The organism is Pseudomonas pichavaramensis (genome assembly GCF_050473265.1).
Taxonomy (GTDB): Bacteria; Pseudomonadota; Gammaproteobacteria; order Pseudomonadales; family Pseudomonadaceae; genus Aquipseudomonas.
Genome location: NZ_JBJKFJ010000004.1, coordinates 208,612 through 233,525 on the forward strand (window position 1 = coordinate 208,612; position 24,914 = coordinate 233,525).

Genomic DNA, 24,914 nt, shown 5'->3' on the forward strand with positions numbered 1-24,914 from the left:
GATGCCAGGGGGGCACGGCAACTTTTGTTCAGGCGACAGGCAGTTACGCCAGTTCGACAGCTTGTCTGGCAACTGTGCTGCTGCTACGTCGTTTTCGTTAGTATTCGCGCCTTATCGTGTCCGTGGTGCCACAAGCGCCTGGCGATACCCGCAGTGGTTCGAGCCAAACGCTCGGGCGACGTTTCCCAGATCCTTCAGGAAACCCCCGCAACTCTTCGATTTTCTGCCTGTGGTACTCCTCTCTATGACTCGTTTGAAAGGCTCGGATCTCCTGGCCCTTGGTTTCATGACTTTTGCGCTGTTCCTCGGCGCTGGCAACATCATTTTCCCCCCTAGCGCCGGTCTGGCAGCCGGTGCGAATCTGTTGCCCGCCGCTCTCGGCTTTCTCCTGACCGGTGTAGGCCTGCCCTTGCTGACCGTTGTGGCCCTGGCCCGTGTCGGTGGCGGTATGGATCTGCTCACTGCACCCTTGGGTAAGGTCGCTGGTGCAGTTCTGGCAGTGGCGGTATATCTGGCTATCGGGCCACTGTTCGCCACGCCACGTACAGCGGTGGTGTCATTCGAGATGGGTATCGCGCCGTTCGCCGGTAACGAAGGCACACCACTGCTGATCTACACCCTGGCCTATTTCTCTGCTGTGCTTTTCCTCTCGCTCAACCCCGGTCAACTGGTCGACCGCATCGGCAAGTTCATCACGCCGGTACTGCTGGCCGCGCTGCTGGTTCTGGGCGGCGCTGCGCTGTTCGCGCCGGCTGGCGAGATTGGCGTGGTGGCGGACAGCTATCGTGACGCGCCGTTGGTGCAGGGCTTTCTGCAGGGCTATCTGACCATGGATACCCTGGGTGCGCTGGTGTTCGGCATCGTCATCGCCAGTGCCATTCGCGATCGTGGTGTCAGCGATGCCGGCCTGGTCACGCGTTATTCCGTGATTGCCGGCGTTATCGCTGCTATCGGCCTGTCTCTGGTGTATCTGGCGTTGTTCTATCTGGGCGCCACCAGCCAGGGCATCGCGGGCGACGCAGAAAACGGCGTGCAGGTGCTGACTACCTATGTTCAGCACACGTTCGGCACCACGGGTAGCCTGCTGCTGGCGGTGGTCATCACACTGGCCTGCCTGACCACTGCAGTCGGTCTGTTGACCGCCTGTGGTGAGTTCTTCAGCAAGCTGCTGCCGGTCTCATATCGCAGCGTGGTCATCGTCTTCGGCCTGTTCAGCCTCATCGTGGCCAATCAGGGCCTGACCCAGCTGATCAGCTTTTCGATTCCGGTATTGGTGGGGTTGTACCCACTGGCGATCGTGCTGGTGGCTTTGAGCCTGGCCAATCGGCTCTGGGTTTCTCAGCGCCTGGTGTTCGTGCCCGTGATGGCGGTAACGCTGATTTTCGGGGTGGCCGATGGTATTGCCGCCACGCCTTGGGCCGACAAGGTTCCGGCATGGTTCGGCCAACTGCCGCTCGCCGGGCAGAGCCTCGGCTGGCTGGTGCCGGTCGCGATTACGCTGGCACTGGTGGCACTGCTGGATCGTATTCTCGGTCTGCGCCAGAGCGCGACAGCCTGAGCCGTACTGCAAGCAAAGCAAGGCCGCCCACGAGGCGGCCTTTTTGTCGAACAAGTCATCCAGCGCTCTGGCTATAATTCGCGGCAGTCATACAAGGAGTTGGCATGTTCGACAGCTATCCCTATCTGCCCCATCTTCTCGCGGTGCTCTGGTTCGTTCTGTGCTGGGGCGGTTATACCCGTTACGCTTCATGGAAGGGGCGCACCACGCCATGCCTGGCCAGCGTGCTGCATCTGTATCGTGAAGACTGGATGCGCCGCATGTTGCTGCGTGAAAACCGCATTGCCGATGCCAACGTGATCGGCAACCTGGAGCGCAATGCCTCGTTCTTTGCCTCCAGTACGCTGATCATCCTGGCCGGTATCCTCACCGTACTTGGTGCCTCGGATCGAGCGCTGTCGCTGCTGGCCGACATTCCCTTCGTGCAACAGGCCAGCCGCGGCCTGTCCGAGATCAAGCTGCTGTGCCTGGGGGTGATTTTCGTCTACGCCTTCTTCACCTTCAGCTGGTGCATGCGCCAGTACAACTTCGCCGCGGTGCTGGTGGGTTCCGCGCCGATGGTGGGTGAACGACATGTCACCGAGCAGGAGCGCAAGGCGTTCGCCGAGCGTACGGCGCGGGTCATCTCGATGGCCGCCAACCAGTTCAACTTCGGTTTGCGCGCCTATTATTTCGGCATGTCGACACTGGCCTGGTTCATCAATCCCTGGTTCTTCATGCTGATTACCGCTGGGGTGGTGTTGATTCTTTACCGCCGCGAGTTCCATTCGGATGTGCTGGAAGTGATGGTCTATACCCCGACACCGGCCGCTGAAGTGGCCAAGGAGAAGAGTGAATGAGCCTGCCATTCTGGTGCGTGTTCATCAGCGCCTTGTTGATCTTCATTGCCAAGGCACCAGTGGCCAAGGCCATGGCCGAGGAAGGCGGTGGGCGCTATGACAACCGTCATCCGCGTGCTCAGCAGGCCCGACTCACCGGTTTCGGTGCGCGTGCGCTGGCTGCGCATCTGAACAGCATCGAGGCCTTTCCGCTGTTCGCTGTGGGTGTGCTGATGGCGCATGTCACGCAGACCTATGGTTTTCTGATCGATGTTCTGGCGGTGACCTTCGTCGTCAGTCGTGTGCTGTACATGCTGTTCTACTGGTGGGATATGCACTGGCAACGCAGTCTGGTCTGGGTGGTTGGCCTGGCCTGCAGCCTGTTGCTGATGATCAGCCCCGCCCTGAAATGAAAAAGGCCCGCATAGCGGGCCTTTTCGTTTGCGGCTGAGGCTTTACTGGCCGTCAACGGCGTCTTTGGCCTCGTCACCAGCATCTTCGATGGCGTCGGCCGCATCGCTGGCCGCATCTTCGATTTTTTCGCCGGTAGTGGGCTCGTTGCCCAGGGCCTCGTCGGTTTTCTGTTCGATGGCTTCACCCGTCTCGCTGGCGGCATCGCCCAAGTTGTCCATGGCTTCGGAGACTGACTCCTTGGCTGACTCCATCTTGTCTTCCGGGGTTTTCTCGCAGGCAGCAAGACCCAGGGCAGTGGCAAGCAGAAGGGCATAAGTCAGAGGTTTGTTCACAGTCTTCACTCCATGTGTGAAAGTTATTAGGTGCCTGGGCTGACCCCAAAAGCGCACACCCATTCTGAGCATCGAATCCCTGTGCAAGTTCCCTTCGCCGTAAATCGGCGAGGCAGAACGAGTGAGAGTCCAGGTGCAAGACGCTATGATGCGCAGCCTTTTCATAGCCAACCAATCATTCGCCCAAGCTTCGCCCGGCTGTCTTCCAGAGCGGTCAGGGCTGTTTTGCGATTTCAGGGTGGCGGCGTCGGGAGTAGAAAAATGAGTGAACAATCGATCCTGGCGCGAGCGCAGCGGTTTCTCTCTGCGTTGCGCCATTGTCAGGTGCTCGGCATGAGTGTCGAGTCGGCAGATGGCGAGGGGCTGATCCTGCGTTTGCCTTATGCAGCGCATATTGTCGGCAATCCCGACACGGGCGTTGTTCATGGCGGCGCGATCACCACGCTGATGGACACCACTTGTGGGATTTCAACTGTCTGCGTATTGCCGGAATTCGAGATTTGCCCAACCTTGGATCTGCGCATCGACTACATGCATCCGGCCGAGCCGGGCAAGGACGTGTTCGGATTTGCCGAGTGTTATCGTGTGACGCCCAATGTGATCTTCACGCGTGGTTACGCCTATCAGGATGATCCGGCGCAACCCATCGCCCATGTAGTCGGCGCCTTCATGCGCATGGGCAAGTCTGTGCAGGCTGGCGGCGAGTTGCAGCAAAGCGCTCAGCAAGGTGGTGCGGCATGACGGAGCTGAACCTGGAACAGCTGGTGGCACGTGCGCATCAGCAAAATGACTACGATCCGCTGATCAATCTGATTCCCTACGCCAAGCTGCTGGGCATCGAGTGCCTGCGCCTGGGCGATGACATGGTGTTTCGCTTGCCGGCCAATCACGACTGCATCGGCAACCCGGTCTTGCCGGCCTTGCATGGCGGGGTGATCGCCGGCTTCATGGAGCATGCCGCGATGTTGCATCTGCTGATGTTCATGGGAATTCCACATTTGCCGAAAATCATCGACTTCTCGATAGATTACCTGCGCGCCGGCCATTATCGTGACACCTATGCGCAGTGCCAGGTCTGGCGCCAGGGGCGATGGGTCGCCAACGTAGCGATCAACGCCTGGCAGACCAGCCAGACCGAGCCGATTGCCACCGCCCGAGCCCATTTCAAGGTCGACGAGCCCTGAGCCAGTCGAGATGATCTTGCTCGGCACGATTGATCGGCAGCGCAGCTAAATGACGACAAGGAATCTGTAGATGGATGCGTTGCTGATAATCGGTGGTCTGCTGTTGATGCTGGCCGGTCTGGTCTGGCTGGTGATGCGGGCATTTGCCACCAGCCTGCTGTGGGGTTGGGGAAGCCTGCTGCCGCCGATCACACTGATCTATATCGTGCGCCACTGGGCGCGGGCGCGCAGCGCGATGATGCTGATCGGGCTGGGTGTGATCCCGCTGGTAGTCGGGCTGACGCTGCTGGCCAGCAAGGATGCCGAGCGGCTTGCCGCAATCGCTAGCCTCGACTGGCTGAAGCCTGAAGTGCAGGTTCCGGCCGAGCTGGCAATCGATCTGGCCGGGGAGCTCAATGGTCAGCCATTCCGTCCGCAGCAGGGCGAACTGATCGACGGCGTGCTGAGTCTTCGTGAAGGGCTCGATTTTTTCGCGTTGCGCGAGTTGAGCATTCGTCTGCCTCAGCCCGTGGATGGCCCGGTGCGTGTCGATGTCCTGCCGCAGGACAGTGGCGACTTGCCGGAAGTCGAGCTGAGCTGGCTGCTTCCGGAGCAGGATTTGCCTGAGGCGCGCCGCCTGAGCCGTGGTTATACCTTGCATCTGGATCTGCAGCCTCAGGCTCCGAACCGCCTGGTGGGGGACTTCCACCTGGTACTGCCGCCGCGTTTCAAAACCAGCCTGAGTGGCAGGGTAGAGCTTTATCGCGACCGGCTGCGCTACGCCGATGGTCAGGTCGATCTGCGTTTCGACTCGCGCGATACCATTGCCTATGTCCTGCACGACTATCTGCAGCGACGCTTTGCCAGTCGTGATGTACAGAACCTGACGTTGCCACCACTCACTTTCCAGGGCGACACTCTGGAGTTAGCGCTAGAGGCGCGGATTGATCAACGTGACGAGCGTCTGCCCATCCGCCTGCACAAGCGCTCCAGCCAGGGCTGGGTCGTTGAGGGCGATCGCTTCCCTCCGCTGCCCAAAGTTGCCGAGCAGTCGCAGCAACGGCCCGAAGTCGCGCCCAGAGAGGAGCGCATCAGTCGACCGGTTGACCGTCGTCAGCGCTTCAGCCTGGCGCGTCTGCAGCGCAATCCGGAGCAGTATCGCAACCTCAGTATGCGCCTCAGCCGAGCCAACGGTGGCACAGTCGAAGGACGCTTCGTCGGTGTCGATGACGATGGCAGCATCCGCCTCAATCAGCAGTTGGGAAGCGGCGGCGGTCAAGCCAGCTTCAGTTTCCTGCCGCAGGAAATTGCTCGCCTGGAGTTGCTCGAGCCCTAGGCAGCGACGCTGCAGCGTGGCAAACGCCGGCACAGCCTAGGCCCTTGAAATCCATCGGATTGCCCCCATCTGCATGACATCCGCCGCTGAAGCGGTTCCTGTCCTGCAGATGGAGTAGAAGAGCATGAGTGTGGAAACTCAAAAAGAAACCCTGGGCTTCCAGACCGAGGTGAAGCAGCTGCTGCACCTGATGATCCATTCCCTGTACTCGAACAAGGAAATCTTCCTGCGCGAGTTGATTTCCAACGCCTCCGACGCGGCCGACAAGCTGCGTTTCGAGGCGCTGGCCAAGCCCGAGCTGCTCGAGGGCGGCGCCGAACTGAAGATTCGCCTGTCCTTCGACAAGGAAGCCAAGACCGTTACCCTCGAGGACAACGGTATCGGCATGAGCCGCGATGAAGTCATCGCCCACCTCGGCACCATCGCCAAGTCCGGCACCGCCGACTTCCTGAAGAACCTCTCCGGCGACCAGAGGAAGGATTCGCACCTGATCGGTCAGTTCGGTGTGGGCTTCTACTCGGCGTTCATCGTCGCTGACAAGGTCGAGGTGTTTACCCGCCGTGCTGGCCTGCCCGCCGCTGAAGGTGTGCACTGGGCGTCGCAAGGCGAGGGTGAGTTCGACATCGCGACCGTGGAAAAAGCCGAGCGCGGTACACGCATCGTGCTGCACCTCAAGAGCGGTGAAGAAGAGTTCGCCGACGGCTGGCGCCTGCGTAACGTGGTCAAGAAATACTCCGACCACATCGCGCTGCCGATCGAGTTGCCCAAGGAGCAGCAAGGCGAAGAAGCCGCGGCCGAAGTGGAGTGGGAAACCGTCAACCGCGCCAGCGCGCTGTGGACGCGTCCGCGTACCGAGATCAAGGACGAGGAGTACCAGGAGTTCTACAAGCACGTCGGCCATGACTTCGAGAATCCGCTGAGCTGGAGCCACAACAAGGTCGAAGGCAAGCTGGAGTACACCTCGCTGCTGTACGTGCCGGCGCGCGCGCCGTTCGATCTGTACCAGCGCGAAGCGCCCAAGGGTCTCAAGCTCTATGTGCAGCGCGTGTTCATCATGGACCAGGCCGATCAGTTCCTGCCGCTGTACCTGCGCTTCATCAAGGGCGTGGTCGACTCCAACGACCTGTCACTCAACGTCTCTCGTGAGATCCTGCAGTCCGGCCCGGTCATCGACTCGATGAAGTCGGCACTGACCAAGCGCGTACTGGACATGCTGGAGAAGCTGGCCAAGGACAAGCCGGACGACTACAAGGGCTTCTGGAAGACCTTCGGCCAGGTACTCAAGGAAGGCCCGGCAGAAGACTTCGCCAACAAGGAAAAGATTGCCGGTCTGCTGCGTTTCGCCTCTACCACTGGTGAGGGCGACGAGCAGTCGGTATCGCTGGCCGATTACCTGTCCCGTACCAAGGACGGCCAGGACAAGATTTACTACCTCACTGGCGAATCCTACGCGCAGATCAAGAACAGCCCGCATCTGGAAGTCTTCCGCAAGAAAGGCATCGAAGTGCTGCTGCTCACCGACCGCATCGACGAGTGGCTGATGAGCTACCTGACCGAGTTCGACGGCAAGCAGTTCGTCGACGTGGCACGCGGTGATCTGGACCTGGGCACGCTGGACTCGGAAGAGGACAAGAAGGCCCAGGAAGAAGTCGCCAAGGCCAAGGAGGGGTTGGTAGAGCGCCTCAAGGGCGCGCTCGGTGAGCAGGTCGCCGAGGTGCGCGTGTCGCACCGTCTGACCGATTCGCCGGCGATTCTGGCCATCGGCGAGCAGGACCTGGGGCTGCAGATGCGCCAGATTCTCGAAGCCAGCGGGCAGAAGGTGCCGGATTCCAAGCCGATCTTCGAGTTCAACCCGGGGCACCCGCTGATCGAGCGCCTGGATGCCGAGCCGGACGAAGATCGCTTCGCCGATCTCTCGCACATCCTCTTCGACCAGGCTGCGCTGGCGGCGGGTGACAGCCTCAAGGATCCTGCCGCATACGTGCAGCGCCTGAACAAGCTGTTGGTGGAATTGTCCGCCTGACCGGCTACGCTTGTGGAAAGCCCGCTTCGGCGGGCTTTTTTATGGACGCGATAGACCGACTGCAATTGACAAGCGCTATCCCGTCGTTTCAGATGATGGCATTTCGCCCGTGGTCTGTTGGCGCTCCTGGGGTTGTATGTCGATTCTCGAACTGTTCTTCGTCATGGGTGCAGACCCCGCTGTCCTGATACTCAGCAGTTACGATCCCGTGCTGGTGTTGCTTTCGTTGGCCATATCCGTATTCGCCGCAGGCATGGCGTTGCAGCTCGCAGGTGAGGCGCGCAACAGCGACCATCCGATTGCCCGGCAGATCACCATCGCCACCGGTTCTTTTGCCCTGGGTGGCGGTATATGGGCGATGCATTTTCTTGGCATGCTGGCGTTCAAGCTGTGCGCTGCCGTGCGTTTCGATCTGGGCATCACTTTGTTGTCGATGCTACCCAGTCTGGGCGCATCCTGGGTGGCTCTGAGTTTGCTGGCGCGGCGCAATCTGAGCCTGCTGCAGTTGAGCGTCGGTGGCGTGCTGGTGGGCGCAGGAATCGGAGCCATGCACTATTGCGGCATGGAGGCCATGCAGATGGCGCCGTTGTTGCGCCATGACCCCTGGATGTTTGCCTTGTCCATAATCGTGGCTGTGGTGCTCGCAATCATTGCCCTATGGGTGCGCTTTGGCCTCGAGGGGCGCCTGCCTGCACTCTGGGCTCTGCTGATCAGTGCACTGGTCATGGGACTGGCCATCAGTGGCATGCATTACACCGGTATGGCTGCTGCGCGTTTCGTCGGCACACCCGAATCGGCTGTGCCCATGGCGGTTGTCGATAACGGCTATATCGCCACTGCCATCACACTGCTGACCGTTGCGCTGACCGTATTCGTGGTCGCAGTCAATACGCTCCTGCGGTACCGGCGTATGAGCCACCAGCTCAAGGCCAGTGAGCAACATCTGCGCTCGATCTTCGATACCGCTTTGGACGCCATCGTGACCATCGATCATGAGGGCATGGTGCGTTCGGCCAACCGGGCGGTAACCCGCCTTTTCGGTTGGGAGCCGGAGGCGATGGTGGGGATGCATATCCGCTCATTGGTGCCAACACGTCTTGTCGCTGATGTAGAGGGGAGGCTGGCGGACTATCTCAGGACAGGCCGTCTTTCCTTGCCCAACGGTGAGCTGGAACTGACGGGGCTGACACGCGATGGCGACGAGAAGCCCATACGTATCAGCATCGGCATCACCCATAGCGGAAGTCGCCCGTTGTTCGTGGTTTTCATCGCCGATATCAGCGAGCGGCAGCGCATGGAAAAAGCGCTGCGTGACAGCGAACTGCAATATCGCTCCCTGATCAGCAATATTCCTGGGGTGTCATTCCGTTGTCTGCTGGATCGTGACTGGACCATGCTGTTCATCAGCGATGCTGCCGAGGTACTGACGGGGTGGAGCGCCGACGACTTCATCAACCGCCGTTGCTCGATTGCTGACATGTATCACCCTGATGACTATCAGCGAGTGGCTAATGAGGTGGTGGCGGCCATCGAGCAGGGGCACAACTACACGGTCGAGTACCGCCTGTTCGATCGTAGCGGCAACGAGCATTGGATTTGGGAAAGCGGTAGCGCTGTCTGCGATGAGAATGGTGTGCCGCACTGGATCGATGGTGTATTGCTCGACCAGACCGAGACCAAGCTGCGCAATGCCGAGTATGAGGGCAAGGTCACTGCGATCAGCAAGGCGATGGCGCTGATCGAGTTCGATCTCGACGGCAACATCCTCGATATGAACGACAACGCCCTGGCAATGTTCGGCTATCGCAAGGATGAGGTGGTTGGACACCATCACGCCATGTTTTGCGACCCCGAACTGGTTGCCAGTGACGCCTATCGCCAGGTGTGGGAGGAGTTGCGTGCCGGGCATTTCCGCACGGGTGAGTACCGCCGCATCAGCAAAGGGGGCGGTGAGGTCTGGATTCAAGCCAGCTACAACCCGATTCTCGATACAGACGGCAAGCCGTTCAAGGTGGTCAAGTTGGCCACCGATCTGACCCCGCGGCGCTTGATGGAGCAGGAGTTACGCTCGGCGCGCGATCGCGCTGAGGCGGCGGCAGCGGCACGCAGCAGTTTCCTGGCCAATATGAGCCATGAAATCCGTACGCCGATGAATGCGATTATCGGTTTCACCGACCTGTTGCTGGAAACGACGCTTTCCAGCGAGCAGAGGCGTCATCTGACCACGGTGCAGCGCTCTTCACGATCACTGCTGGGGTTGCTCAATGACATCCTCGATACCGCCAAGCTCGACCGCGGAGCGATCGAACTGGAACAGTTGGACTTTTCCCTGCGCGAACTCTGTGAGCAGGTCTGCGCGACCCAGCAGTTGAGCGCGGCGAGCAAGGGGCTGCAGCTGCATCTGGATTATCCCGCCGAGATCGGTGATTTCTTCTGTGGTGACCCGCTGCGTTTACAGCAGGTGTTGACCAATCTGCTGGGTAACGCCGTCAAGTTCACGCAGCAGGGCGAGGTTCGCCTGAAAATTTCTGGTGAGCCTGGGGCGATGCGTCTGGCGGTAATCGATACGGGTATCGGCATTGCCGCTGATCGCTTGGAGAAGATCTTCGAGCCTTTCGCCCAGGCCGACGCCTCGATGAGCAGACGCTTCGGCGGTACGGGGCTGGGAACGACCATCTCGCGCCAGTTGGTGGAGTTGATGGGCGGTCGCCTGAAGGTGGAAAGCCGCGAAGGGCAGGGCAGCTGCTTCAGTGTCGAGTTACCGCTGCAGGCTGGCAGGCAGCTGGCTCCGCAACAGCGCACAGAGCTGCCGGATCTCGGCAAGCTGAACATCCTTGCAGCAGATGACGTGCCGCAGAATCTCGAACTGCTGCAACTGAACCTGCAGCGTTTCGGGCACCGGGTGCGCTGTGTCGCTGACGGTGAAAGTGCGCTGCAGGCCTTCGGCGAGGAGCGCTTCGACATGATCCTGATGGACGTCCAGATGCCTGGTGTCGATGGTCTGGAGGCCTCACGACGGATTCGTCAGCTGGAGGCCATGGAGCAGCGCGAGGCCGTGCCTATCATCGCCTTGACCGCAAGCGTCCTCGATCATGACCGGCAGGCGGCCCTGGACTCCGGGATGAATGCCTTCGCGTCGAAACCGCTGGATATGACGGCGCTGCTATGGGAAATGGCCAGATTGCTGGGGCTGACCGACATACCCAGTGCTGTCGTCAATGCGTCCAGGACTACAGAGGACGGCTTGTTCGACTGGGTACGCGGTAGTCACCTGTGGGGCGGCCCGCTGCGTATGGCGCAGGCTATCAGCAGCTTTATCGGCGAGCAGCAGACACTCGTGGCGCGCTTGAGTCAGCTGGCGGGGGCGCATGACTGGGACGAAGGCCGCGCGCTGGCGCATCGCCTGCGTGGGGCTGCGGGTAATCTGGCACTGACTCATCTGATCCGGCTGGGACAGACCATCGAGCAGGCGTTCGAGAGGCAGGATGAGGATGCATTGCGTGGGCTGCTGGGTGAACTTGAGCAAGCCTTGCAGGCCGTCAACGAAGTGGTGCCTCAAGTGCCGGTCGATTCGTCTAGTGTCGTATCCTCGGCCGCCGACCCGGTGCAGCTGCGCCGGCAGGCAAGCCAGCTGCGCAGTGCACTGGAACGTGGTGCCCTGGATGATGAGGCGCTGGCCGAGATGGAACACGCGGTGAGCGGTACGCCTTACGCTGCGGCCCTGAACGACATGCGCCAGGCGCTCGATGATTTCGATTTCGATCAGGCGCTGGTGGCTTTGGATCAGCTGTTGCTGCAGCTGCAAGACGAGGAAACGACTCCATCATGACTCAGGCTGCCGATACTCGTCCGCTGCTCTTGCTGGTCGATGACGAACCGACCAACCTTCAGGTATTGCGGCATATCCTGCAGGACGACTATCGGCTGTTGTTCGCCAAGGAGGGGGCACGCGCCCTGGAAATGGTCGAGCGTGAACGGCCTGATCTGATCCTGCTCGATGTGATGATGCCGGGCATGACCGGATACGAGGTGTGCGGGGCGCTCAAGGCCAGCCCGGCATTGCAGGCAATTCCGGTGATTTTCGTGACCGCGCTGGGGGATGTGGACGACGAGGCGCGGGGGTTCGAGGTCGGCGCCGTGGACTACATTACCAAACCCGTCAGCCCGCCTATCGTGCGTGCCCGGGTGCGTACTCACCTGTCGTTGGTCAGGGTCGACGAGTTGAAACAGACCCGCCTGCAGATCGTCCAGCGTCTGGGCATGGCGGCTGAGTACAAGGACAACGAAACGGGCCTGCACGTTATTCGCATGAGCCATTTTTCCAAGGTGTTGGCGCTGGCAGCGGGTTTTTCCGAGAGTGCCGCCGAGGAGCTGCTGCACGCGGCGCCGATGCACGATGTCGGCAAGATCGGCATTCCCGATGCAGTACTGCGCAAACCGGGCAAGCTCGATGACGCCGAGTGGCAGGTGATGCGCCAACATGTGGAGATTGGCGCGAGAATCATCGGCGAGCACAGTTCCGGATTGCTCAGAACGGCTCGTCTGGTTGCACTGTCGCACCATGAAAAATGGGATGGCAGCGGCTACCCCAACGGGCTCAGTGGCGAGCAGATTCCTCTGGAAGGCCGCATCGTGGCGATTGCCGATGTGTTCGATGCACTGACCAGCGTGCGTCCTTACAAGCGGGCCTGGTCGGTTGATGAGGCGCTGGGGCTGTTGCGTGAGCAGAGTGGCCGCCACTTCGATCCACGTCTGGTTGAGCTGTTCATCGGTTGCATGCCGGAGATTCTGCAGATCAAGGAGCGCTGGGCCGAACAGCCAGCAGTCTGAATGAAATCTCCAGTGTGAAACTATCGCCCCATGGTTTGGCCATTGGCGCGCGAGAGCGCTATTGTTTGGGGTCTTCCTTCCTCAAACGCAGGCCTTATCCATGCAGAAGAAGACACTGGCTCCCCTGTTTTGCGCCGCTTTCGCCGGCCTGGCCGATGCGGCTGTGGTGACCAAGAGCATTACCTACGATATCGATGGCGAAGCCTTCGAAGGCGTACTGGTGTATGACGACTCGGTGACCGCGCCACGCCCGGGACTGCTTGCCGTTCCCAACTGGATGGGGGTAAACGAAGACACCGTAGCCAAGGCTGCTCGTGCGGCAGGCGACAAATATGTGGTGTTCGTTGCCGATATGTACGGCAAAGCCATTCGCCCCAGCAATGCCGAGGAGGCAGGCGCTGCGGCCGGTGCGGTACGCGCCGATCGGCCACTGATGCGTAAACGCGCCCAGGCGGCTGTAGAGGTGCTCAAGGCACAGAGCGGGGAGGTGGCGCTGGATACCAGCAGGCTGGGCGCCATCGGCTTTTGTTTTGGCGGCGGCACGGTACTGGAACTGGCCCGTTCGGGCGCGCCACTGAAGGGTTTCGTATCCTTCCATGGCAATCTGGACACCCCAAATCCGGACGACGCGAAGAACATCAAGGCGCCGGTTCTGGTGCTGCACGGTGCGGACGATCCCGCAGTGCCGCAGGAGCAGGTGGACGGTTTCATTGCAGAGATGAAGGCCGCCAAAACTGACTGGCAGTTGGTGAGCTATGGCGGTGCCGTGCACTCGTTTACCAACCCCAAAGCCAACGTGCCGGGGCGCAACGAATACCATCCTGTGGTGGCTGCACGAGCGTTCAAGGCGATGAACGATCTTTTCGATGAAGTTTTCGCCGAGCAGTAATCGCTTCGAACTAGAGGCTGCGCCCATCAGGCGCAGCCTTTTTTAGCTTACTTTGCCGGTAGCACGGCGATATCGATGATTCCGTCCGTCAGGCCGGCAACCTCGCCCAGCGTGGTGGGCTTGCCACTGGCCAGATCCAGCTGGTGCAGGGTCTTGCCGGTCAGCACATAGGCGCTGTTGCCGCCTTTGCCATCGCTGGCGATATCGATGGCGGCCGCCTTGAGACCCTCTACGATCATGCCGACCTGTTGCTGTACGCCATCGTTTGGCGGGTTTTGCAGCATCAGGCTGCTGCTGGCCAGATCGACGTTATACAGTGCAGTGCTCTGCGTGCCTGCATAGGAATTGGTGTAGGCCCCGGCAACGATCTGTGGTTGCTTGCCGGCGTAGGGCCCATCGGCTGCGTAGGCTTGCTTGCCGTCCACCACCGCTTCGCCGGTGTCGACATTGACCCGCAGATTGGTGCCGTCCTGGCTCATCAGGCGCAGACGGTCCGCGACCGGATTGAAGTCGACCACTGCCTGACCACTGCCGGGCAGGGCGCTCTTCAGCATGCTGGCCGCAGTCGCCTTGCCGCTGGCGGCGTCCAGGGTGTAGAGCTGATCGGTGCCGCCAAGTGCGTAAATCTGGCCATTGGCCGGACGCACATCGATGCCGCGCAGGTTGCTGGCGCCACTGACAGCCATGTTGGCGGTGACCTTGAGGCTGGCAACATCGACCTTGAACAGTTTGCCATCGGCGCTCAGCGCCAGCAGTTCGGTGGCGCTGGCAATGCCGGCACTAAGGGTCAGCAGGCTGGCAGTGCAGAGGGTAGTGATGCGTTTCATGGTTGTTCCTCATATACGGTTTCAGCATCGAGACGAAGCCGGTTGTCCGGCTTCGCAGGTGCCTCGACGAAACACCTGTAAGCGATACCCGCGAGCAATGAGGTTGGATGTCGGGGAATGAAAATATTTTTATGGCGCACTGTCAGACGTTGAGGAGACCGCCGGCCGGTGGGCCGGCGAGCGGCTCAATCGGTGCTTGCCAGCACGGCGCGACCAATGTACTGGACCGGCCCGCTCGGTCTGTCGTACGGCGAGCCACCGGCAGGTTCCAGGGTCAGCTCGAACAGCTGGCCGGCCTGGACGGCGCCGATCTGCTCGGCGGGCAGGCGCAACGCCTGGCCAGCTTCTACCAGGCCCAGCGAGCGCGGGCCGTCGGCTGGATCGATCAGCGTCCAGAACTGCAAGGTGCGACCCTCGGGGATCTGATCGGCGATCAGCGGGTCGAGCAGCAGGCTGCCATCGCTGCCGATCTGGATGACCCAGCCAGGTTTGGCGGCCTCGCCAGGGTGCTGCAGGACCACCGTGTAGCGTTCGCCGCCGAGGTCCGGCGTGCGCATGATCGGCATCAGCACCGCCACCAGCAGGGCCAACGCCAACGCAGCGCTGGTCAGGCGCCAGGTCAGCAGGTTGTTCCACCAGCCGTTGGCGTCGCCTGCCGGAACGTCAGGGGCAAGCCCCAGGCTCTGGCGGATGCGTTTCCAGACTGCTGGAGAAGGCGCCTGAGCCGGCAGCTGGTCGCTCAGGTCGAGAAAGTGCTGCTCCCACTCCAGGGCCATGCGAGCGGCGTCCTGATCTTCTTCCAGTAACTGGCGCACCTCGGTCGCTTCAGGTTCGTCGAGCAGACCGAGCAGGTATTCGCCAATCAGGGCGCGGCGTTCTTCTGGGTTGTGCGGAATCATGCTTGCAGACACTCCTGCAGCGCGCGCAGGCCGGCGCGGATACGGCCTTTGATGGTGCCCAGCGGAGTGCTCAGGCGGCTGGCGATCTGTTCGTGGGTCAGGCCACGATAGAAGGCCAGCAGGATCGGGTGACGACGTGGTCTTTCCAGTTGCTGCAGGCAGGTGCGTAGCAGGCGCCGTTCGGATCGTTCCAGCGCCTGGGCTTCAGCCTGCGGACTGTCGTCCAGCATGCGCTCGATGAAGTCGTCGTCGACATCGACATGACGCACGCCACTGCGCAGGGCATTGAGCACGCGGTAGCGCAGGATGCTGTGTACCCAGGCTCGGCCGCTGCCCAATTCACGGTGGTAGCGTGCGGCGTGCTGCCAGATGCGCACGAAGGCGTCATGCAGGCAATCCTCGGCAATATCGCGCCGGCCCAGCATGCTGATGGCCAGGCCCAGCAGTTGCCCGGCCTCCTGCCGATAGAGCGCCTGAAAGGCTCGCTCGTCCTGGCGAGCACAGGCTTCCAGGGTGCTTTCATAGTCGAAATCGCGAACTGCCATGGATCATCCGCCGGCCTGAGAAATCCTCATGCAGCTTATACCCGCCAGCGCGCCTGCTGGATCATGTTCAGGTAATAAAAAAGAAGGAGGCAGGTTCAAGGTTGATGGCTGTATGCCTCGTCGAGCGATACCCAACGCTCCAGTGGGCCTTTGCGTGAGAGGTAACGAATCAACAGCCAGTTGTCCTGTTGATCGAGCACTTCGCAGACGTCGCCCTCGATCAGGTAGGCGTTGCTTCTGCTGGCGTCGTTAGGCTGTCTGTGGAGATACAGGCGCGCGTTCGGAACCGTCCAGGTTTGCGCCCGATCGTCGTCATCGAGCGCTCGGCTGGCGATGATCTCGCCCTGCAGGTCGAAGGTCTTTTCGAAGACCGGGAAAAATACGGGAGCTTCCGGGTCGTAGTCGTGACGCACCTGCAGCGTTTTATACAGCCAGGGCGTGCCCGATACGTCGAAGCGGTAAGCGTCGAAATACCAGCGCGGCCCGCTGCGGCAGCGGCTGTACAGCGCACGCTCATTCGCCTTCGGCTCAAGCTCCGACAGCTGGCTGCAGTTGGCTCGCTGAGTCAGGGCTGCAGGCATGCGCAGTCGCTCGAAACGTTGCAGGGCGGGGCGATAGAGATACAGGTGGTAGACCGAGTTAACCATCCCTGCGGGCACGCTGATTGCGAAATCGGGGTAACCGTCGAAATCGTAGTCGTCCACCCCGAAATCGGGTGCTTCTACGTCGTTGCCTTCGGGGATGTTCAGTTCTAGATGGCTGCCATCCGGTTGTTGCAGGAAGTAGCGTTCGCCCTGTTTTTGTACCTGGGCGTATACACCGGGCTCGGGCTCAAGGTGAGGCAGATCCGCCACAGCGTACGCGGGCAATAGCAACAACAGGGGCAGTGAATTGATGCGGAGCAAGAGGGCAATCCTTTGTGAGGCAGGCGCCGTTTGACGCCTGTTCACGGGCGATTATTTTCAGCGTGGCAGTTCAATACGCGTGGTTTCGCCTGGCACCTGTGGCCAGTCGCCGGCGGCCCAGCGCTGACGAGCCTGGTCGATCAGCTCCGCATTGCTGGCAACGAAGTTCCAGTTCATTCGCCGTGGACCGATGGGTTCGCCGCCGATCAGTGCCAGATGGCATTCGCCGCAGGCGCTGAGCAGTGGCGTCTCTCCGGCTGGAATGACGGCCATGGCGCGGGCAGGCAGTGATTCGCCATCCAGCTCGGCCTCTCCGTCGATCAGATACAGGGCGCGCTCGCTGTATTCGGTGGGAATCATCAGGTTGGCGCCAGCGGCCAGGTGCAACTCGGCATACAGGGTCGGCGAGCGGACCGCAACCGGTGATTCGAGACAGAAGCCACTGCCGGCAATCAGGGTGATACGCACGCCTAGCGCATCGCTGCGTGGCAAGGCGTCCGCAGGGTGATGGCTGTAGCTGGGATCGCAGCGTTCATCGGCCTCCGGCAGTGCCAGCCAGACCTGGAGGCCGTGCAGACGCTTGTTCTGCTCGAGCTGCGCCTGTGGCGTTCGCTCTACGTGAGCGACGCCATGGCCGGCGGTCATCCAGCTCACGTCGCCGGGTTTGACCAGTTGATCAGAGCCGAGGCTGTCCTTGTGCTGCACCTGCCCCTCGAAGAGGTAGGTAAGGGTGGACAGGCCAATGTGAGGATGCTGGGCGATGTCCATTCCACTACCCGTCGGGTAGTCCTGTTCCAGCATGTGGTCGAAGAACACGAAGGGGCCGATGCTGCGAAAGCTTGCCGAGGGCAGGGGACGCAGGATCGGCTGGCCGGAAATGTCCTCGGCGCGTGGCCGAATCAGCTGCAGCCCACTCATGCTGTCGCTCCGGCCAGACGGGTCTCGATCTGGATGTCGGTGCTGGTCATCAGTTTGTGGATCGGGCATTTGTCGGCCACGCGCAGCAGTTGCTGGCGCTGGGCATCGTCCAGCGGGCCTTCGAACGACAGCTCGACGACCAGGCGATAGTTGCCCTCTCGTTCCTCGCTGTCGTCACGCTCGACGTTGACGTCGATGCCCTCCAGCGGAAGACCGCGCTGGCGTGCATAGAGCAGCAGGGTCATGGCTTTGCAGGTGCCGAGCGAGGCATCGAACAGATCATGTGGGTCGGGGCCTGCGCCCTCGCCACCGAGCTCCGGTGATACGTCCCCGAGAAGCAGGTGCGCGCCGATTTCGATCTGTTGTTGCAGACCCTTGCTGTTATGGATACGGATCATGGCGTTTCCTCATAGGCTGAGCAGGCAATGGCCGCCAGCCTAGCCCAGCGCAGCCTGCTCACACCAGTGCCGAAAGCCTCACATCAGCGCCCAGTACACGTAACAGGCGGCCCTGCGCATCAACGATGGGCACCGATACCGTGAAGCAGAAGTCATCGGTGGCGGCAGAGCGGTAGACCTGGGTGATGTGGCTCTGCATCTGCTCGGCGGCGGCGCGGAACCAGGGGCGCTGGCTCCAGTCTCGACCACGGCAACTGGCCGTATCGCTGTGCGCGACGTCGGTGGCGAAGACATTCTCGGAAATCTGCACGCCGCGGTTATCGACCAGGTAGAAAAGCTCGAAGCGAGCATCGCGGGCCAGGGTGTCAGCGAGCAGGCGCTCGGCCTGGGTGACATCGCCCGCCAAGGCCGGTTGCCTGGCCAGTTGTTCGATACTGCTACGCACCGCGCTATGGATCTCCAGGCGGAAGTCGCCAAGCCCGGCGAGCAGGCGGTCCCCGTCTTCACGCACTGCCTTGCTGTGATGCAGGACCTGGCCAGCCTTGCCGAGCAGTTCGCCGGCAACCTGGGCAATGTTCTGCACGTCGCCATTGATCGAGCGTACCGCCTGGCCGATCTGCTCGGTGCCTGCGGCTATCTGGCCGACTTGTGCATCGAGACGGTCCATGGCTTGGCGGGTGCTGTCCAGGCCACTACTGACCGCAAGGATACCGGCACGACCATCGGCGACGGCCTGGTTCATATGCTGTCCGGCGTCACCCAACTGCTGCATGCCGTCGCGAAAACGCTCGATGATGCCGCTGACCTGGCCGGTGGCGTCGGTGGTATGCCCAGCCAGACGCCGAACCTCTTCAGCGACCACGGCGAAACCGCGACCATGCTCGCCTGCCCGCGCAGCTTCGATGGCCGCATTGAGGGCGAGCAGGTTGGTTTGTTGGGAAATGCTGGCGATCACGCCAATGACCTTGCTCACTTCGTCGAGCTGGCCGGCCAATTGTTGAATGACCTGGGCCAGTTGCGCCTCGCTGGCGTCGATCACCTCCACCTGGCGTAACACGGCCTCGCCGCTTTCCTGGCACTGGTGCAGGGTCGCGGAGACTTCGGCGGACAGGCGCGCGACTTCGCCGGCACCCGGCACCAGCTCGGCGTCCAGGGTGGTGGTGACCTGTTCGCTGGCGCTGGCAATAAGCTCCGATGACTGGGCCAGGGTTTGCCCGCTTTGCTGGTTGGCGGCGGCGATGCTGGCCAGTTGAGGGGCGTGCGCAGCGATGCCGACGGCGGCACCCAGGCTGGTTCTGATGCGTTGCTGAAGTCCGGCGCTGAAGTCGTTCAGGCGCGCTATCCATTGATGATGCTCCGGCAACCTGATGGTCAGGTCATGCTGTTGGAACAAGGCATTCAATGCGGCTTCGTCCTGAGTTTTGCGGGCTGGATTGCGCAGCAACTGCAGCATGGTGACTCTCCTTTTTCGGTCTGCCAGTCGCACTGCAAGCCAGGTGCCATCATTTACCAACCAAACCAGGCTATCCCAGCCTCATGCCGGGTGACGTGCGGGCAAATCTGGTGCGTTGTTTGCCGGGCCGCTCCAGTGCAGGGCGCTCATTGAGATCGTCAGAGGCGTGCTGGCGAACTTGCGGCCAGGATCGCGGGTCTATGCTGCTCGTATCGTCAGGAGGACTCGACGTGTTCATACGCCGAAAGATGTCATGGATATTCGCACTCAGCGCCGCGATTGCCTGCAGCGTTCAGGCTCGCGACTACCGCTACAGCGACGCTCATCTGCATTATGTCGACTTTTTCCAGGAGAGCGCCGGCATGGACGCCTTGCTGGAAAAGATGGCCGAGAATAATGTCGACCACGTGATGTTCTCCGGTATTCCGGTGGCCAAGAAGTGGGATGAGGACGAGCCCAAGCGGCCGCGCTACTACGCCGGTGACGATGCCAACGCTTACTGGTACAGCGCCACCGACGTGTTCATCGCCGACGCCTACAAGCGCCTGCCGGCCGAGCAGCGCAAACGCTTCCATCCCTTTCTCTCCGGCTTCAATCCCAACGACAAGAACGCGGATGCGCATATCCGCCGCATGCTCGAGCTGGACCCCGGTTTGTGGCAGGGCATCGGTGAGGTGTTCACCCGGCACGACGACCTGACTGCGCTGATTCACGGCAGCGCACCGCGCGCCGACAACGAGGCTTTGGCTCGTGTATTTCACCTGGCGGCCGAATACGACCTGCCGGTGATGTTGCATTCGAACATCACCTCCAAGCGTGAGCGCGAACCTATCTATCTGGAGGAAATCGAGGCGCCGCTGCGCAACCATCCGCATGTGCGCTTCATCTGGGCGCATGCCGGTACCAGTGCGGAGATTCACCGTCACCAGAAGAAGCTGGGCTTTCTCCTGGATACACTGGAGCGCATGCTTGGCCAGTACCCCAATCTGTACATCGACCTGTCCTGGACCATGCTGCGCCCGTACCTGCTGGACGCGGACGGCAAGCCGGACCCCGATTGGGTCCATCTGGTCAGCAGTTACCCGGAGCGCTTCATGATCGGTTCGGATGTGGTGGGGCGCTTCAACAGCCTGGGCGATTACATGACGGGCTTCGACCCGTTCCTCGACGCGCTTCCCGAGGATGTTGCGCACAAGGTGGCGCGCGATAATTTCCTCGCCGTGCTGCCGCGCAAGGTACAGGCCGAGCTCGACCCTTGATCCGTTGTCATCAACCTGTCATTCGGGCGTCATAGGCTCGCGCTCATCTCAACGAGGAGCGCGTCATGCATCACACCCGAATGACTCTGATTGCCGGCCTGCTGGCCTGCGCCGGCCTGGCCCAGGCCGATGTACGTGTGGAAGGTCCGGTCGAATACGGCGTTTTCAGCAGCCAATACCAGGATTTTCAGCCCGGCGAGCGGGTGCTGACGCGTAGCAATCAGGATATCCAGCGTACCAATGAGGTTCCCGCCAAGCTCGGCACCAAGTTCGGCATGCGCTACAGCCTGGCAGGCAAGCGTGAGGGTGATCTGCCGCTGACCCTTTTGTACCTGACGCCTGGCGTGGTCACGCCGGATGGCCAGCGTCACGACAAATTCGAAGTGCAGCAGAAGCTGGTGGTCGGGGCACCGCAGGACGTGATGGCGTTCGAGTTCACCGAGCACCATGAAGTGGTACCCGGCGAGTGGCATTTCATCGTCTATCAGGGTGATCGCAAGCTGGCCGAGCAGCGCTTCCTGGTCCGCTGATCAGAGCAGGATCAATGCCCAGGTCAGGGCAACCATCAGCAGCGCCAGCAATTGCGCAGCGCTGCCCATGTCCTTGGCCTGCTTCGACAGCGGATGCAGGTTCAGTGAGATGCGGTCGACCACCGCTTCAATGGCCGAATTGAGCAGCTCCACCACCAGCGCCAGTAGCGGCATCAGCATCAGCAGGGCGCGTTCCGTCCGACTGACATCCAGCAGGCAGGCCAGCGGCAATAGCACCAGGTTCAGCCATACCAGCTGGCGAAAGGCAGCCTCGCCCTGATAGGCCGCGCGCAGGCCGGCCAGCGAATAACCGGTAGCGTTGAATAGGCGTGTCAGACCGCTGCGCCCCTTGAATGAAAGGGCGTCCAGATCGTGGGCGTCGTTCATGGCTGGAGGACTCCCCAAGGACTGTTCAGCGCGTGCTGGTAGGCTTGCTGCAGATACAGGATGTCACTGTCCGGCATGTCACCACGATGGCGCTGCAACTGGCCAAGATCACGTCGCGAGGCACCGCTGATGCGCCAGCGGCGACGGCTCTTTTCCAGGTCCAGCAAGGCGATATCGACGTCGCCAGCGCCATGTGCCTTGATGAAAATATGCTTGGCATAACAACAGCCATGCTGCCAGCCGCCCAGGTGCATACGTGCCAGGGTAACTGCCAGTTGACGCAACATTTCCTCCGTCAGCGCGCGGGGCATCTGCTGGGCGTACCACTGTTCCAGGCTGATGAAGCCTTGCAGGGCTTCGGTCACCAGCAGCGCTTGCCAGTCTCCGGCCTGGCGCCGTGCTGCGCAGTAGACGATGTTGGGTGTACGGATGCCGAGGCGAGCCAGAGCCCGATAGGCTTGTAGCTCGCGCAGGATGGTCGGACGCCCGAGAGGGTGACGCAGTGAACGATGGATGTGGCCGCTCTGACGTTTGCAGTACAGCGGCGGCCGGCTGTTGTCCCAACTCTGCAGGAGCAGCACGCCGCTTTCACCCCCACGGCGCTGATTGGCTGGCTCGACCCACTCGCCTGGGCTGTGCCACCAGCGGTCGAACTCGGTGGTGGGCAGGGCGACGATGGCCTTCTCGGTGAGGACGCCCATTTCAAGCCTCCTTGCGCAGCACGTAGGTACGCCACATGGCGTAGCCCGGTAGAAAGTCCAGATGGCCGATTATGTCGAAGCCGGCCTGGCGGAATTCACTCTCGATCACTGCGCGCGGCACCACGAAGCGATTCTGGTTCTGCGCAGCACGGCCCTGTGCCGCCCTGCGTGCTTCCAGGCGGCGACGTTTCCAGGCCTTGTAGTTGCCATCGACCCAGAGCGAGACGATCACCGTGTCACGGCTGACGCGATGGAACTCACTCAGTACCGCCAGGCGGTGCTCGGCCGATTCGATGTGGTGCAGCAAGCGGATGCAGAAAATGCAGTCCACGGCGTTGGCACCCAGGTCGATATCGAAAGCCGAGGTGCGGAAGCTGTTGACCCGGGCAACGATCTCCGGAGCCTGCGCTGCACGTGCGGTGGCAATCATGTCGGCGGAGTTGTCGGCCGCGAGGATCACCCGGTTGGGCTGCTCGCAGAGCATGGGCCAGAAACGCCCGGCACCACAGGGCAGGTCGAGTAACAGGTTGGGTTCATCGGCCATTTTCAGGGCATGGCGCGCGACCTGTATGTCACGCCAGTGCGACAGGCGACGGGCCAGGCCGTCGCGATGCTTGTGAAAGTACTGCTGAGCGTGGTCGAGATCGTACTTGCGGGAGAATTCCAGCTCGATGGGGCTTGGCTTGGGCATGACGAACGTCCGCTGATGGATACGTTCGTCACCCTAAGAGTCGCGGCATCAAGGCAATGTCAAAGAGAAGTGAAAAATTCGTCAAACCTCGTTGTTCAATGCCACCCGGAAGCGGGTATCACCCGGCTCGCTTTGCAGGCTGACGCTCCAGCCCTGCTTGGCACAGATGCGCTTGACCAGTGACAGGCCCAGGCCGAGCCCTTCACCGCGCGCCTGCGCGCCGCGGACGAAAGGCTGGAAGATGCGTTCGTGCTGCTCGGGGGGAATGCCCGCACCGCTGTCTTCTATGCGGAAGGCTCCACGCTCCAGCACCAGGCGCACGCTGCCGCGTTCGGTGTAGTGCAGGGCATTGCGCAGCAGGTTGGCGATCACGGTGGCGAGGAAGGTGGTGTTGTACAGGCCATCGTCCTGGCCTTCGACGATCAACTGGAAGTCCAGGCCCTTTTCTCTCATTAGTGCGCCCCAGCGGTTGGCCTGCTCGGTGGCGATGGCCGCAAGCGGGCGCGTGCCAACGAGGGCCGCCTCGTTGGACTTGTCTCGCGCCAGCTCGAGAAAGGTCTGTACCAGCTCACGCATTTCCTCGGTGGCGCGGGCAATACGGGCGAGCTGCTCTTTTTCGCGCGGGGCCAGTTGCGCCTCGGCAAGCAATTCGCAAGAGCTGGCAATGACCATCAAGGGCGTGCGCAGCTCGTGGCTGACATCGCTGGTGAACAGTCGCTCGCGCTCCAGCGACTGACGTACCTGGCCCAGCGTGCTGTCGAAGGCGGCGGCCAGTTGGCCGATTTCATCGTTCGGGTAATCCGGCGCAAGAGGCGGTGCCAGAGGATGCAACTGGTCGCGATGACGCACCTGCTGGGCCAGGCGCGTGATCGGCGCCATGACCTTGCGTGCGGTGATCAAGCCAAGCCCCCAGGCAGCGATCACCGTGAGCAGAAAGCCAGCCAGGACGACGTTGAACAGGGCATTTTCGCGGTCCTCGAACTCCTGCTGCTCCTGCACCAGCATGTAGGTCTGGCCGTTGATCTTTTCTACGTAGACGTAGAACGCTTCATTGCCGCTGACGATCTCATTGAAGCCTTCCGTGAGCCCGTCATATTCCGTCGGGATGGCGTAGTCGGGATGGCTGGAGGAGAAAAAACGGGTGCTGGAATCGAGGCGCGGTGCGCGCCCCTGGCGAATGTCCTCGTTGAGCGTTTCGCCCAGCTCGCGGCTCATCTCCTGCGACACCAGGTGTTCTTCGATGAAGTGCACCACGGCGACGATGCTCAGCGAGAACAGGCCGCTGACCATCACGGTCATCAGCACGAAGGCGATCAGGATGCGCCGTTCGAACGGCTGCTTAGCCAGCATGTTCGCTCTCCGCCAGGCGGTAACCCACACCGTGGATGGTATGCAGCAGGGGGGCAGGGAAGGGTTTATCCAGGACCTGGCGCAACTGGTGGATATGGCTGCGCAGGCTGTCGCTGTCGGGGCAGTCGTCGCCCCACAGGGCTTCCTCCAGTGCCTCGCGGCGCACCACGGCCGGGCTGCGCTGCATGAGGATGGCCAGCAGCTTCAGCCCCAGTGGGTTGAGTTTGAGCGCCTGACCGGCACGGCTGACGTGCAGGGTATCGAGGTCGTAGATCAGGTCGGCGATCTGCAGCTGGCGTTTGCGATTGCCCTGACTGCGCCGCAGGATGGCCTCGATGCGCGCCACCAGTTCGGACAGAGCGAACGGCTTGATCAGGTAGTCGTCGGCGCCAGCATTGAGGCCCTGCAGGCGGTCGTCCAGTGCATCGCGCGCGGTGAGCATGAGGATCGGCACCTCGTTGCGGCCGTCCTCGCGCAGGCGCTTGCACACCTGATAACCATCGATGCCTGGCAGCATGATGTCCAGCACGATCAGGTCGTAATGTCCGGTGCTGGCCAGGTGCAGGCCGCTGAGGCCGTCCTGGGCACAGTCGACGCTGAAACCCTTGAGCTGCAGATAGTCGAGTACGTTGGCAAGAATGTCGCGGTTGTCTTCGATGACCAGAATGCGCATCGGCGAATAGTCCCG

At 61.5% G+C, this 24,914-nt stretch carries 25 protein-coding genes and 1 pseudogene; 12 read left to right on the forward strand and 14 right to left on the reverse strand.

Annotation, left to right across the window (positions count from 1 at the left end; translation table 11 throughout):
• Positions 1-244: 244 nt before the first annotated feature.
• The 3 genes from brnQ to ACJRW5_RS08675 all read left to right on the forward strand — a co-directional run bounded on the left by brnQ (position 245) and on the right by ACJRW5_RS08675 (position 2,789).
• Entirely contained in the window at positions 245-1,558 is a 1,314-nt protein-coding gene (gene brnQ / locus ACJRW5_RS08665) for a branched-chain amino acid transport system II carrier protein (protein WP_484570118.1), read from the forward strand.
• A gap of 104 nt (positions 1,559-1,662) precedes the next feature.
• Entirely contained in the window at positions 1,663-2,397 is a 735-nt protein-coding gene (locus ACJRW5_RS08670; RefSeq protein WP_484570119.1) for a DUF599 domain-containing protein, read from the forward strand.
• Complete coding sequence (locus tag ACJRW5_RS08675) at positions 2,394-2,789, forward strand: MAPEG family protein (RefSeq protein WP_484570120.1); 396 nt, start codon at positions 2,394-2,396, stop codon at positions 2,787-2,789. The genes ACJRW5_RS08670 and ACJRW5_RS08675 overlap by 4 nt, the downstream gene beginning before the upstream one ends.
• Before the next feature lie 42 nt (positions 2,790-2,831).
• On the opposite strand, the gene ACJRW5_RS08680 is transcribed toward ACJRW5_RS08675, so the two are convergent.
• A complete protein-coding gene (locus ACJRW5_RS08680; protein WP_484570121.1) occupies positions 2,832-3,122 on the reverse strand; it encodes a hypothetical protein in 291 nt (96 codons plus the stop codon).
• Positions 3,123-3,383: 261 nt separating this feature from the next.
• Here ACJRW5_RS08680 and ACJRW5_RS08685 point away from each other — a divergent pair, with 261 nt between their 5' ends.
• From ACJRW5_RS08685 to ACJRW5_RS08715, 7 genes are all read left to right on the forward strand, one after another.
• A complete protein-coding gene (locus ACJRW5_RS08685; protein ID WP_484570122.1) occupies positions 3,384-3,863 on the forward strand; it encodes a PaaI family thioesterase in 480 nt (159 codons plus the stop codon).
• Entirely contained in the window at positions 3,860-4,306 is a 447-nt protein-coding gene (locus tag ACJRW5_RS08690; RefSeq protein WP_484570123.1) for a PaaI family thioesterase, read from the forward strand. Before ACJRW5_RS08685 ends, ACJRW5_RS08690 begins: the two co-directional genes overlap by 4 nt.
• Positions 4,307-4,376: 70 nt before the next feature.
• On the forward strand, positions 4,377-5,621 hold the full coding sequence (locus ACJRW5_RS08695; RefSeq protein WP_484570124.1) for an MFS transporter: 1,245 nt from the start codon (positions 4,377-4,379) through the stop codon (positions 5,619-5,621).
• Between the two features lie 124 nt (positions 5,622-5,745).
• Positions 5,746-7,644: a molecular chaperone HtpG gene (gene htpG, locus ACJRW5_RS08700; RefSeq protein WP_484570125.1), complete on the forward strand. Its 1,899-nt coding sequence runs from the start codon at positions 5,746-5,748 to the stop codon at positions 7,642-7,644.
• 136 nt (positions 7,645-7,780) lie between these two features.
• A complete protein-coding gene (locus tag ACJRW5_RS08705; protein ID WP_484570126.1) occupies positions 7,781-11,473 on the forward strand; it encodes a PAS domain S-box protein in 3,693 nt (1,230 codons plus the stop codon).
• Entirely contained in the window at positions 11,470-12,474 is a 1,005-nt protein-coding gene (locus ACJRW5_RS08710; RefSeq protein ID WP_484570127.1) for an HD-GYP domain-containing protein, read from the forward strand. The genes ACJRW5_RS08705 and ACJRW5_RS08710 overlap by 4 nt, the downstream gene beginning before the upstream one ends.
• Positions 12,475-12,574: 100 nt before the next feature.
• Positions 12,575-13,363 carry a dienelactone hydrolase family protein gene (locus ACJRW5_RS08715; protein WP_484570128.1) on the forward strand — a complete coding sequence of 263 codons (789 nt, stop codon included), beginning with the start codon at positions 12,575-12,577 and terminating at the stop codon, positions 13,361-13,363.
• A 47-nt stretch (positions 13,364-13,410) separates the two neighbouring features.
• On the opposite strand, the gene ACJRW5_RS08720 is transcribed toward ACJRW5_RS08715, so the two are convergent.
• The 8 genes and pseudogenes from ACJRW5_RS08720 to ACJRW5_RS08755 all read right to left on the reverse strand — a co-directional run.
• A complete protein-coding gene (locus ACJRW5_RS08720) occupies positions 13,411-14,190 on the reverse strand; it encodes a DUF4394 domain-containing protein (protein WP_484570129.1) in 780 nt (259 codons plus the stop codon).
• A gap of 185 nt (positions 14,191-14,375) precedes the next feature.
• A complete protein-coding gene (locus tag ACJRW5_RS08725) occupies positions 14,376-15,089 on the reverse strand; it encodes an anti-sigma factor (RefSeq protein WP_484570130.1) in 714 nt (237 codons plus the stop codon).
• Complete coding sequence (locus ACJRW5_RS08730; RefSeq protein ID WP_484570131.1) at positions 15,086-15,634, reverse strand: sigma-70 family RNA polymerase sigma factor; 549 nt, start codon at positions 15,632-15,634, stop codon at positions 15,086-15,088. The genes ACJRW5_RS08725 and ACJRW5_RS08730 overlap by 4 nt, the downstream gene beginning before the upstream one ends.
• Positions 15,635-15,729: 95 nt before the next feature.
• Positions 15,730-16,539, reverse strand: coding sequence for an XAC2610-related protein (locus ACJRW5_RS08735; protein ID WP_484570132.1), 810 nt, complete (start codon positions 16,537-16,539; stop codon positions 15,730-15,732).
• A 57-nt stretch (positions 16,540-16,596) separates the two neighbouring features.
• Positions 16,597-17,457, reverse strand: coding sequence for a pirin family protein (locus ACJRW5_RS08740; protein ID WP_484570133.1), 861 nt, complete (start codon positions 17,455-17,457; stop codon positions 16,597-16,599).
• Complete coding sequence (locus tag ACJRW5_RS08745; RefSeq protein ID WP_484570134.1) at positions 17,454-17,855, reverse strand: OsmC family protein; 402 nt, start codon at positions 17,853-17,855, stop codon at positions 17,454-17,456. Before ACJRW5_RS08745 ends, ACJRW5_RS08740 begins: the two co-directional genes overlap by 4 nt.
• Positions 17,856-17,913: 58 nt before the next feature.
• Positions 17,914-18,054 (reverse strand): PDC sensor domain-containing protein, encoded by a 141-nt coding sequence (locus ACJRW5_RS08750; protein WP_484570266.1) that lies wholly within the window; start codon positions 18,052-18,054, stop codon positions 17,914-17,916.
• A gap of 423 nt (positions 18,055-18,477) precedes the next feature.
• A pseudogene (locus ACJRW5_RS08755) lies at positions 18,478-18,819 on the reverse strand (methyl-accepting chemotaxis protein); the annotation flags it as partial.
• A gap of 737 nt (positions 18,820-19,556) precedes the next feature.
• Between ACJRW5_RS08755 and ACJRW5_RS08760 the strand changes: the two are divergent.
• On the forward strand, positions 19,557-20,567 hold the full coding sequence (locus ACJRW5_RS08760; protein ID WP_484570267.1) for an amidohydrolase family protein: 1,011 nt from the start codon (positions 19,557-19,559) through the stop codon (positions 20,565-20,567).
• A 65-nt stretch (positions 20,568-20,632) separates the two neighbouring features.
• A complete protein-coding gene (locus ACJRW5_RS08765) occupies positions 20,633-21,097 on the forward strand; it encodes a DUF3859 domain-containing protein (protein ID WP_484570135.1) in 465 nt (154 codons plus the stop codon).
• On the opposite strand, the gene ACJRW5_RS08770 is transcribed toward ACJRW5_RS08765, so the two are convergent.
• The 5 genes from ACJRW5_RS08770 to ACJRW5_RS08790 form a co-directional block, all read right to left on the reverse strand.
• On the reverse strand, positions 21,098-21,484 hold the full coding sequence (locus ACJRW5_RS08770; protein WP_484570136.1) for a diacylglycerol kinase: 387 nt from the start codon (positions 21,482-21,484) through the stop codon (positions 21,098-21,100).
• A complete protein-coding gene (locus ACJRW5_RS08775; RefSeq protein ID WP_484570137.1) occupies positions 21,481-22,185 on the reverse strand; it encodes a lipopolysaccharide kinase InaA family protein in 705 nt (234 codons plus the stop codon). The genes ACJRW5_RS08770 and ACJRW5_RS08775 overlap by 4 nt, the downstream gene beginning before the upstream one ends.
• A 1-nt stretch (position 22,186) precedes the next feature.
• Complete coding sequence (locus tag ACJRW5_RS08780) at positions 22,187-22,876, reverse strand: class I SAM-dependent methyltransferase (RefSeq protein ID WP_484570138.1); 690 nt, start codon at positions 22,874-22,876, stop codon at positions 22,187-22,189.
• Positions 22,877-22,957: 81 nt separating this feature from the next.
• A complete protein-coding gene (locus ACJRW5_RS08785; RefSeq protein ID WP_484570139.1) occupies positions 22,958-24,226 on the reverse strand; it encodes a sensor histidine kinase in 1,269 nt (422 codons plus the stop codon).
• Positions 24,216-24,899 (reverse strand): response regulator transcription factor, encoded by a 684-nt coding sequence (locus tag ACJRW5_RS08790; RefSeq protein WP_484570140.1) that lies wholly within the window; start codon positions 24,897-24,899, stop codon positions 24,216-24,218. The genes ACJRW5_RS08785 and ACJRW5_RS08790 overlap by 11 nt, the downstream gene beginning before the upstream one ends.
• Positions 24,900-24,914: the final 15 nt, after the last annotated feature.

Bases quoted from the DNA above. Each gene is read 5' to 3' on its own strand.
- ACJRW5_RS08670 (WP_484570119.1), top strand. From the start codon at position 1,663: ATGTTCGACAGCTATCCCTATCTGCCCCATCTTCTCGCGGTGCTCTGG.
- ACJRW5_RS08740 (WP_484570133.1), bottom strand. From the start codon at position 17,457: ATGAGTGGGCTGCAGCTGATTCGGCCACGCGCCGAGGACATTTCCGGC.
- ACJRW5_RS08770 (WP_484570136.1), bottom strand. From the start codon at position 21,484: ATGAACGACGCCCACGATCTGGACGCCCTTTCATTCAAGGGGCGCAGC.
- ACJRW5_RS08750 (WP_484570266.1), bottom strand. From the start codon at position 18,054: ATGCAGAGCCACATCACCCAGGTCTACCGCTCTGCCGCCACCGATGAC.
- ACJRW5_RS08790 (WP_484570140.1), bottom strand. From the start codon at position 24,899: ATGCGCATTCTGGTCATCGAAGACAACCGCGACATTCTTGCCAACGTA.
- ACJRW5_RS08675 (WP_484570120.1), top strand. From the start codon at position 2,394: ATGAGCCTGCCATTCTGGTGCGTGTTCATCAGCGCCTTGTTGATCTTC.
- ACJRW5_RS08685 (WP_484570122.1), top strand. From the start codon at position 3,384: ATGAGTGAACAATCGATCCTGGCGCGAGCGCAGCGGTTTCTCTCTGCG.
- ACJRW5_RS08775 (WP_484570137.1), bottom strand. From the start codon at position 22,185: ATGGGCGTCCTCACCGAGAAGGCCATCGTCGCCCTGCCCACCACCGAG.
- ACJRW5_RS08715 (WP_484570128.1), top strand. From the start codon at position 12,575: ATGCAGAAGAAGACACTGGCTCCCCTGTTTTGCGCCGCTTTCGCCGGC.
- ACJRW5_RS08710 (WP_484570127.1), top strand. From the start codon at position 11,470: ATGACTCAGGCTGCCGATACTCGTCCGCTGCTCTTGCTGGTCGATGAC.
- ACJRW5_RS08695 (WP_484570124.1), top strand. From the start codon at position 4,377: ATGGATGCGTTGCTGATAATCGGTGGTCTGCTGTTGATGCTGGCCGGT.
- ACJRW5_RS08760 (WP_484570267.1), top strand. From the start codon at position 19,557: ATGTCATGGATATTCGCACTCAGCGCCGCGATTGCCTGCAGCGTTCAG.
- ACJRW5_RS08785 (WP_484570139.1), bottom strand. From the start codon at position 24,226: ATGCTGGCTAAGCAGCCGTTCGAACGGCGCATCCTGATCGCCTTCGTG.
- ACJRW5_RS08725 (WP_484570130.1), bottom strand. From the start codon at position 15,089: ATGATTCCGCACAACCCAGAAGAACGCCGCGCCCTGATTGGCGAATAC.
- ACJRW5_RS08690 (WP_484570123.1), top strand. From the start codon at position 3,860: ATGACGGAGCTGAACCTGGAACAGCTGGTGGCACGTGCGCATCAGCAA.
- brnQ (WP_484570118.1), top strand. From the start codon at position 245: ATGACTCGTTTGAAAGGCTCGGATCTCCTGGCCCTTGGTTTCATGACT.
- ACJRW5_RS08780 (WP_484570138.1), bottom strand. From the start codon at position 22,876: ATGCCCAAGCCAAGCCCCATCGAGCTGGAATTCTCCCGCAAGTACGAT.
- ACJRW5_RS08730 (WP_484570131.1), bottom strand. From the start codon at position 15,634: ATGGCAGTTCGCGATTTCGACTATGAAAGCACCCTGGAAGCCTGTGCT.
- ACJRW5_RS08720 (WP_484570129.1), bottom strand. From the start codon at position 14,190: ATGAAACGCATCACTACCCTCTGCACTGCCAGCCTGCTGACCCTTAGT.
- ACJRW5_RS08745 (WP_484570134.1), bottom strand. From the start codon at position 17,855: ATGATCCGTATCCATAACAGCAAGGGTCTGCAACAACAGATCGAAATC.
- ACJRW5_RS08765 (WP_484570135.1), top strand. From the start codon at position 20,633: ATGCATCACACCCGAATGACTCTGATTGCCGGCCTGCTGGCCTGCGCC.
- htpG (WP_484570125.1), top strand. From the start codon at position 5,746: ATGAGTGTGGAAACTCAAAAAGAAACCCTGGGCTTCCAGACCGAGGTG.
- ACJRW5_RS08705 (WP_484570126.1), top strand. From the start codon at position 7,781: ATGTCGATTCTCGAACTGTTCTTCGTCATGGGTGCAGACCCCGCTGTC.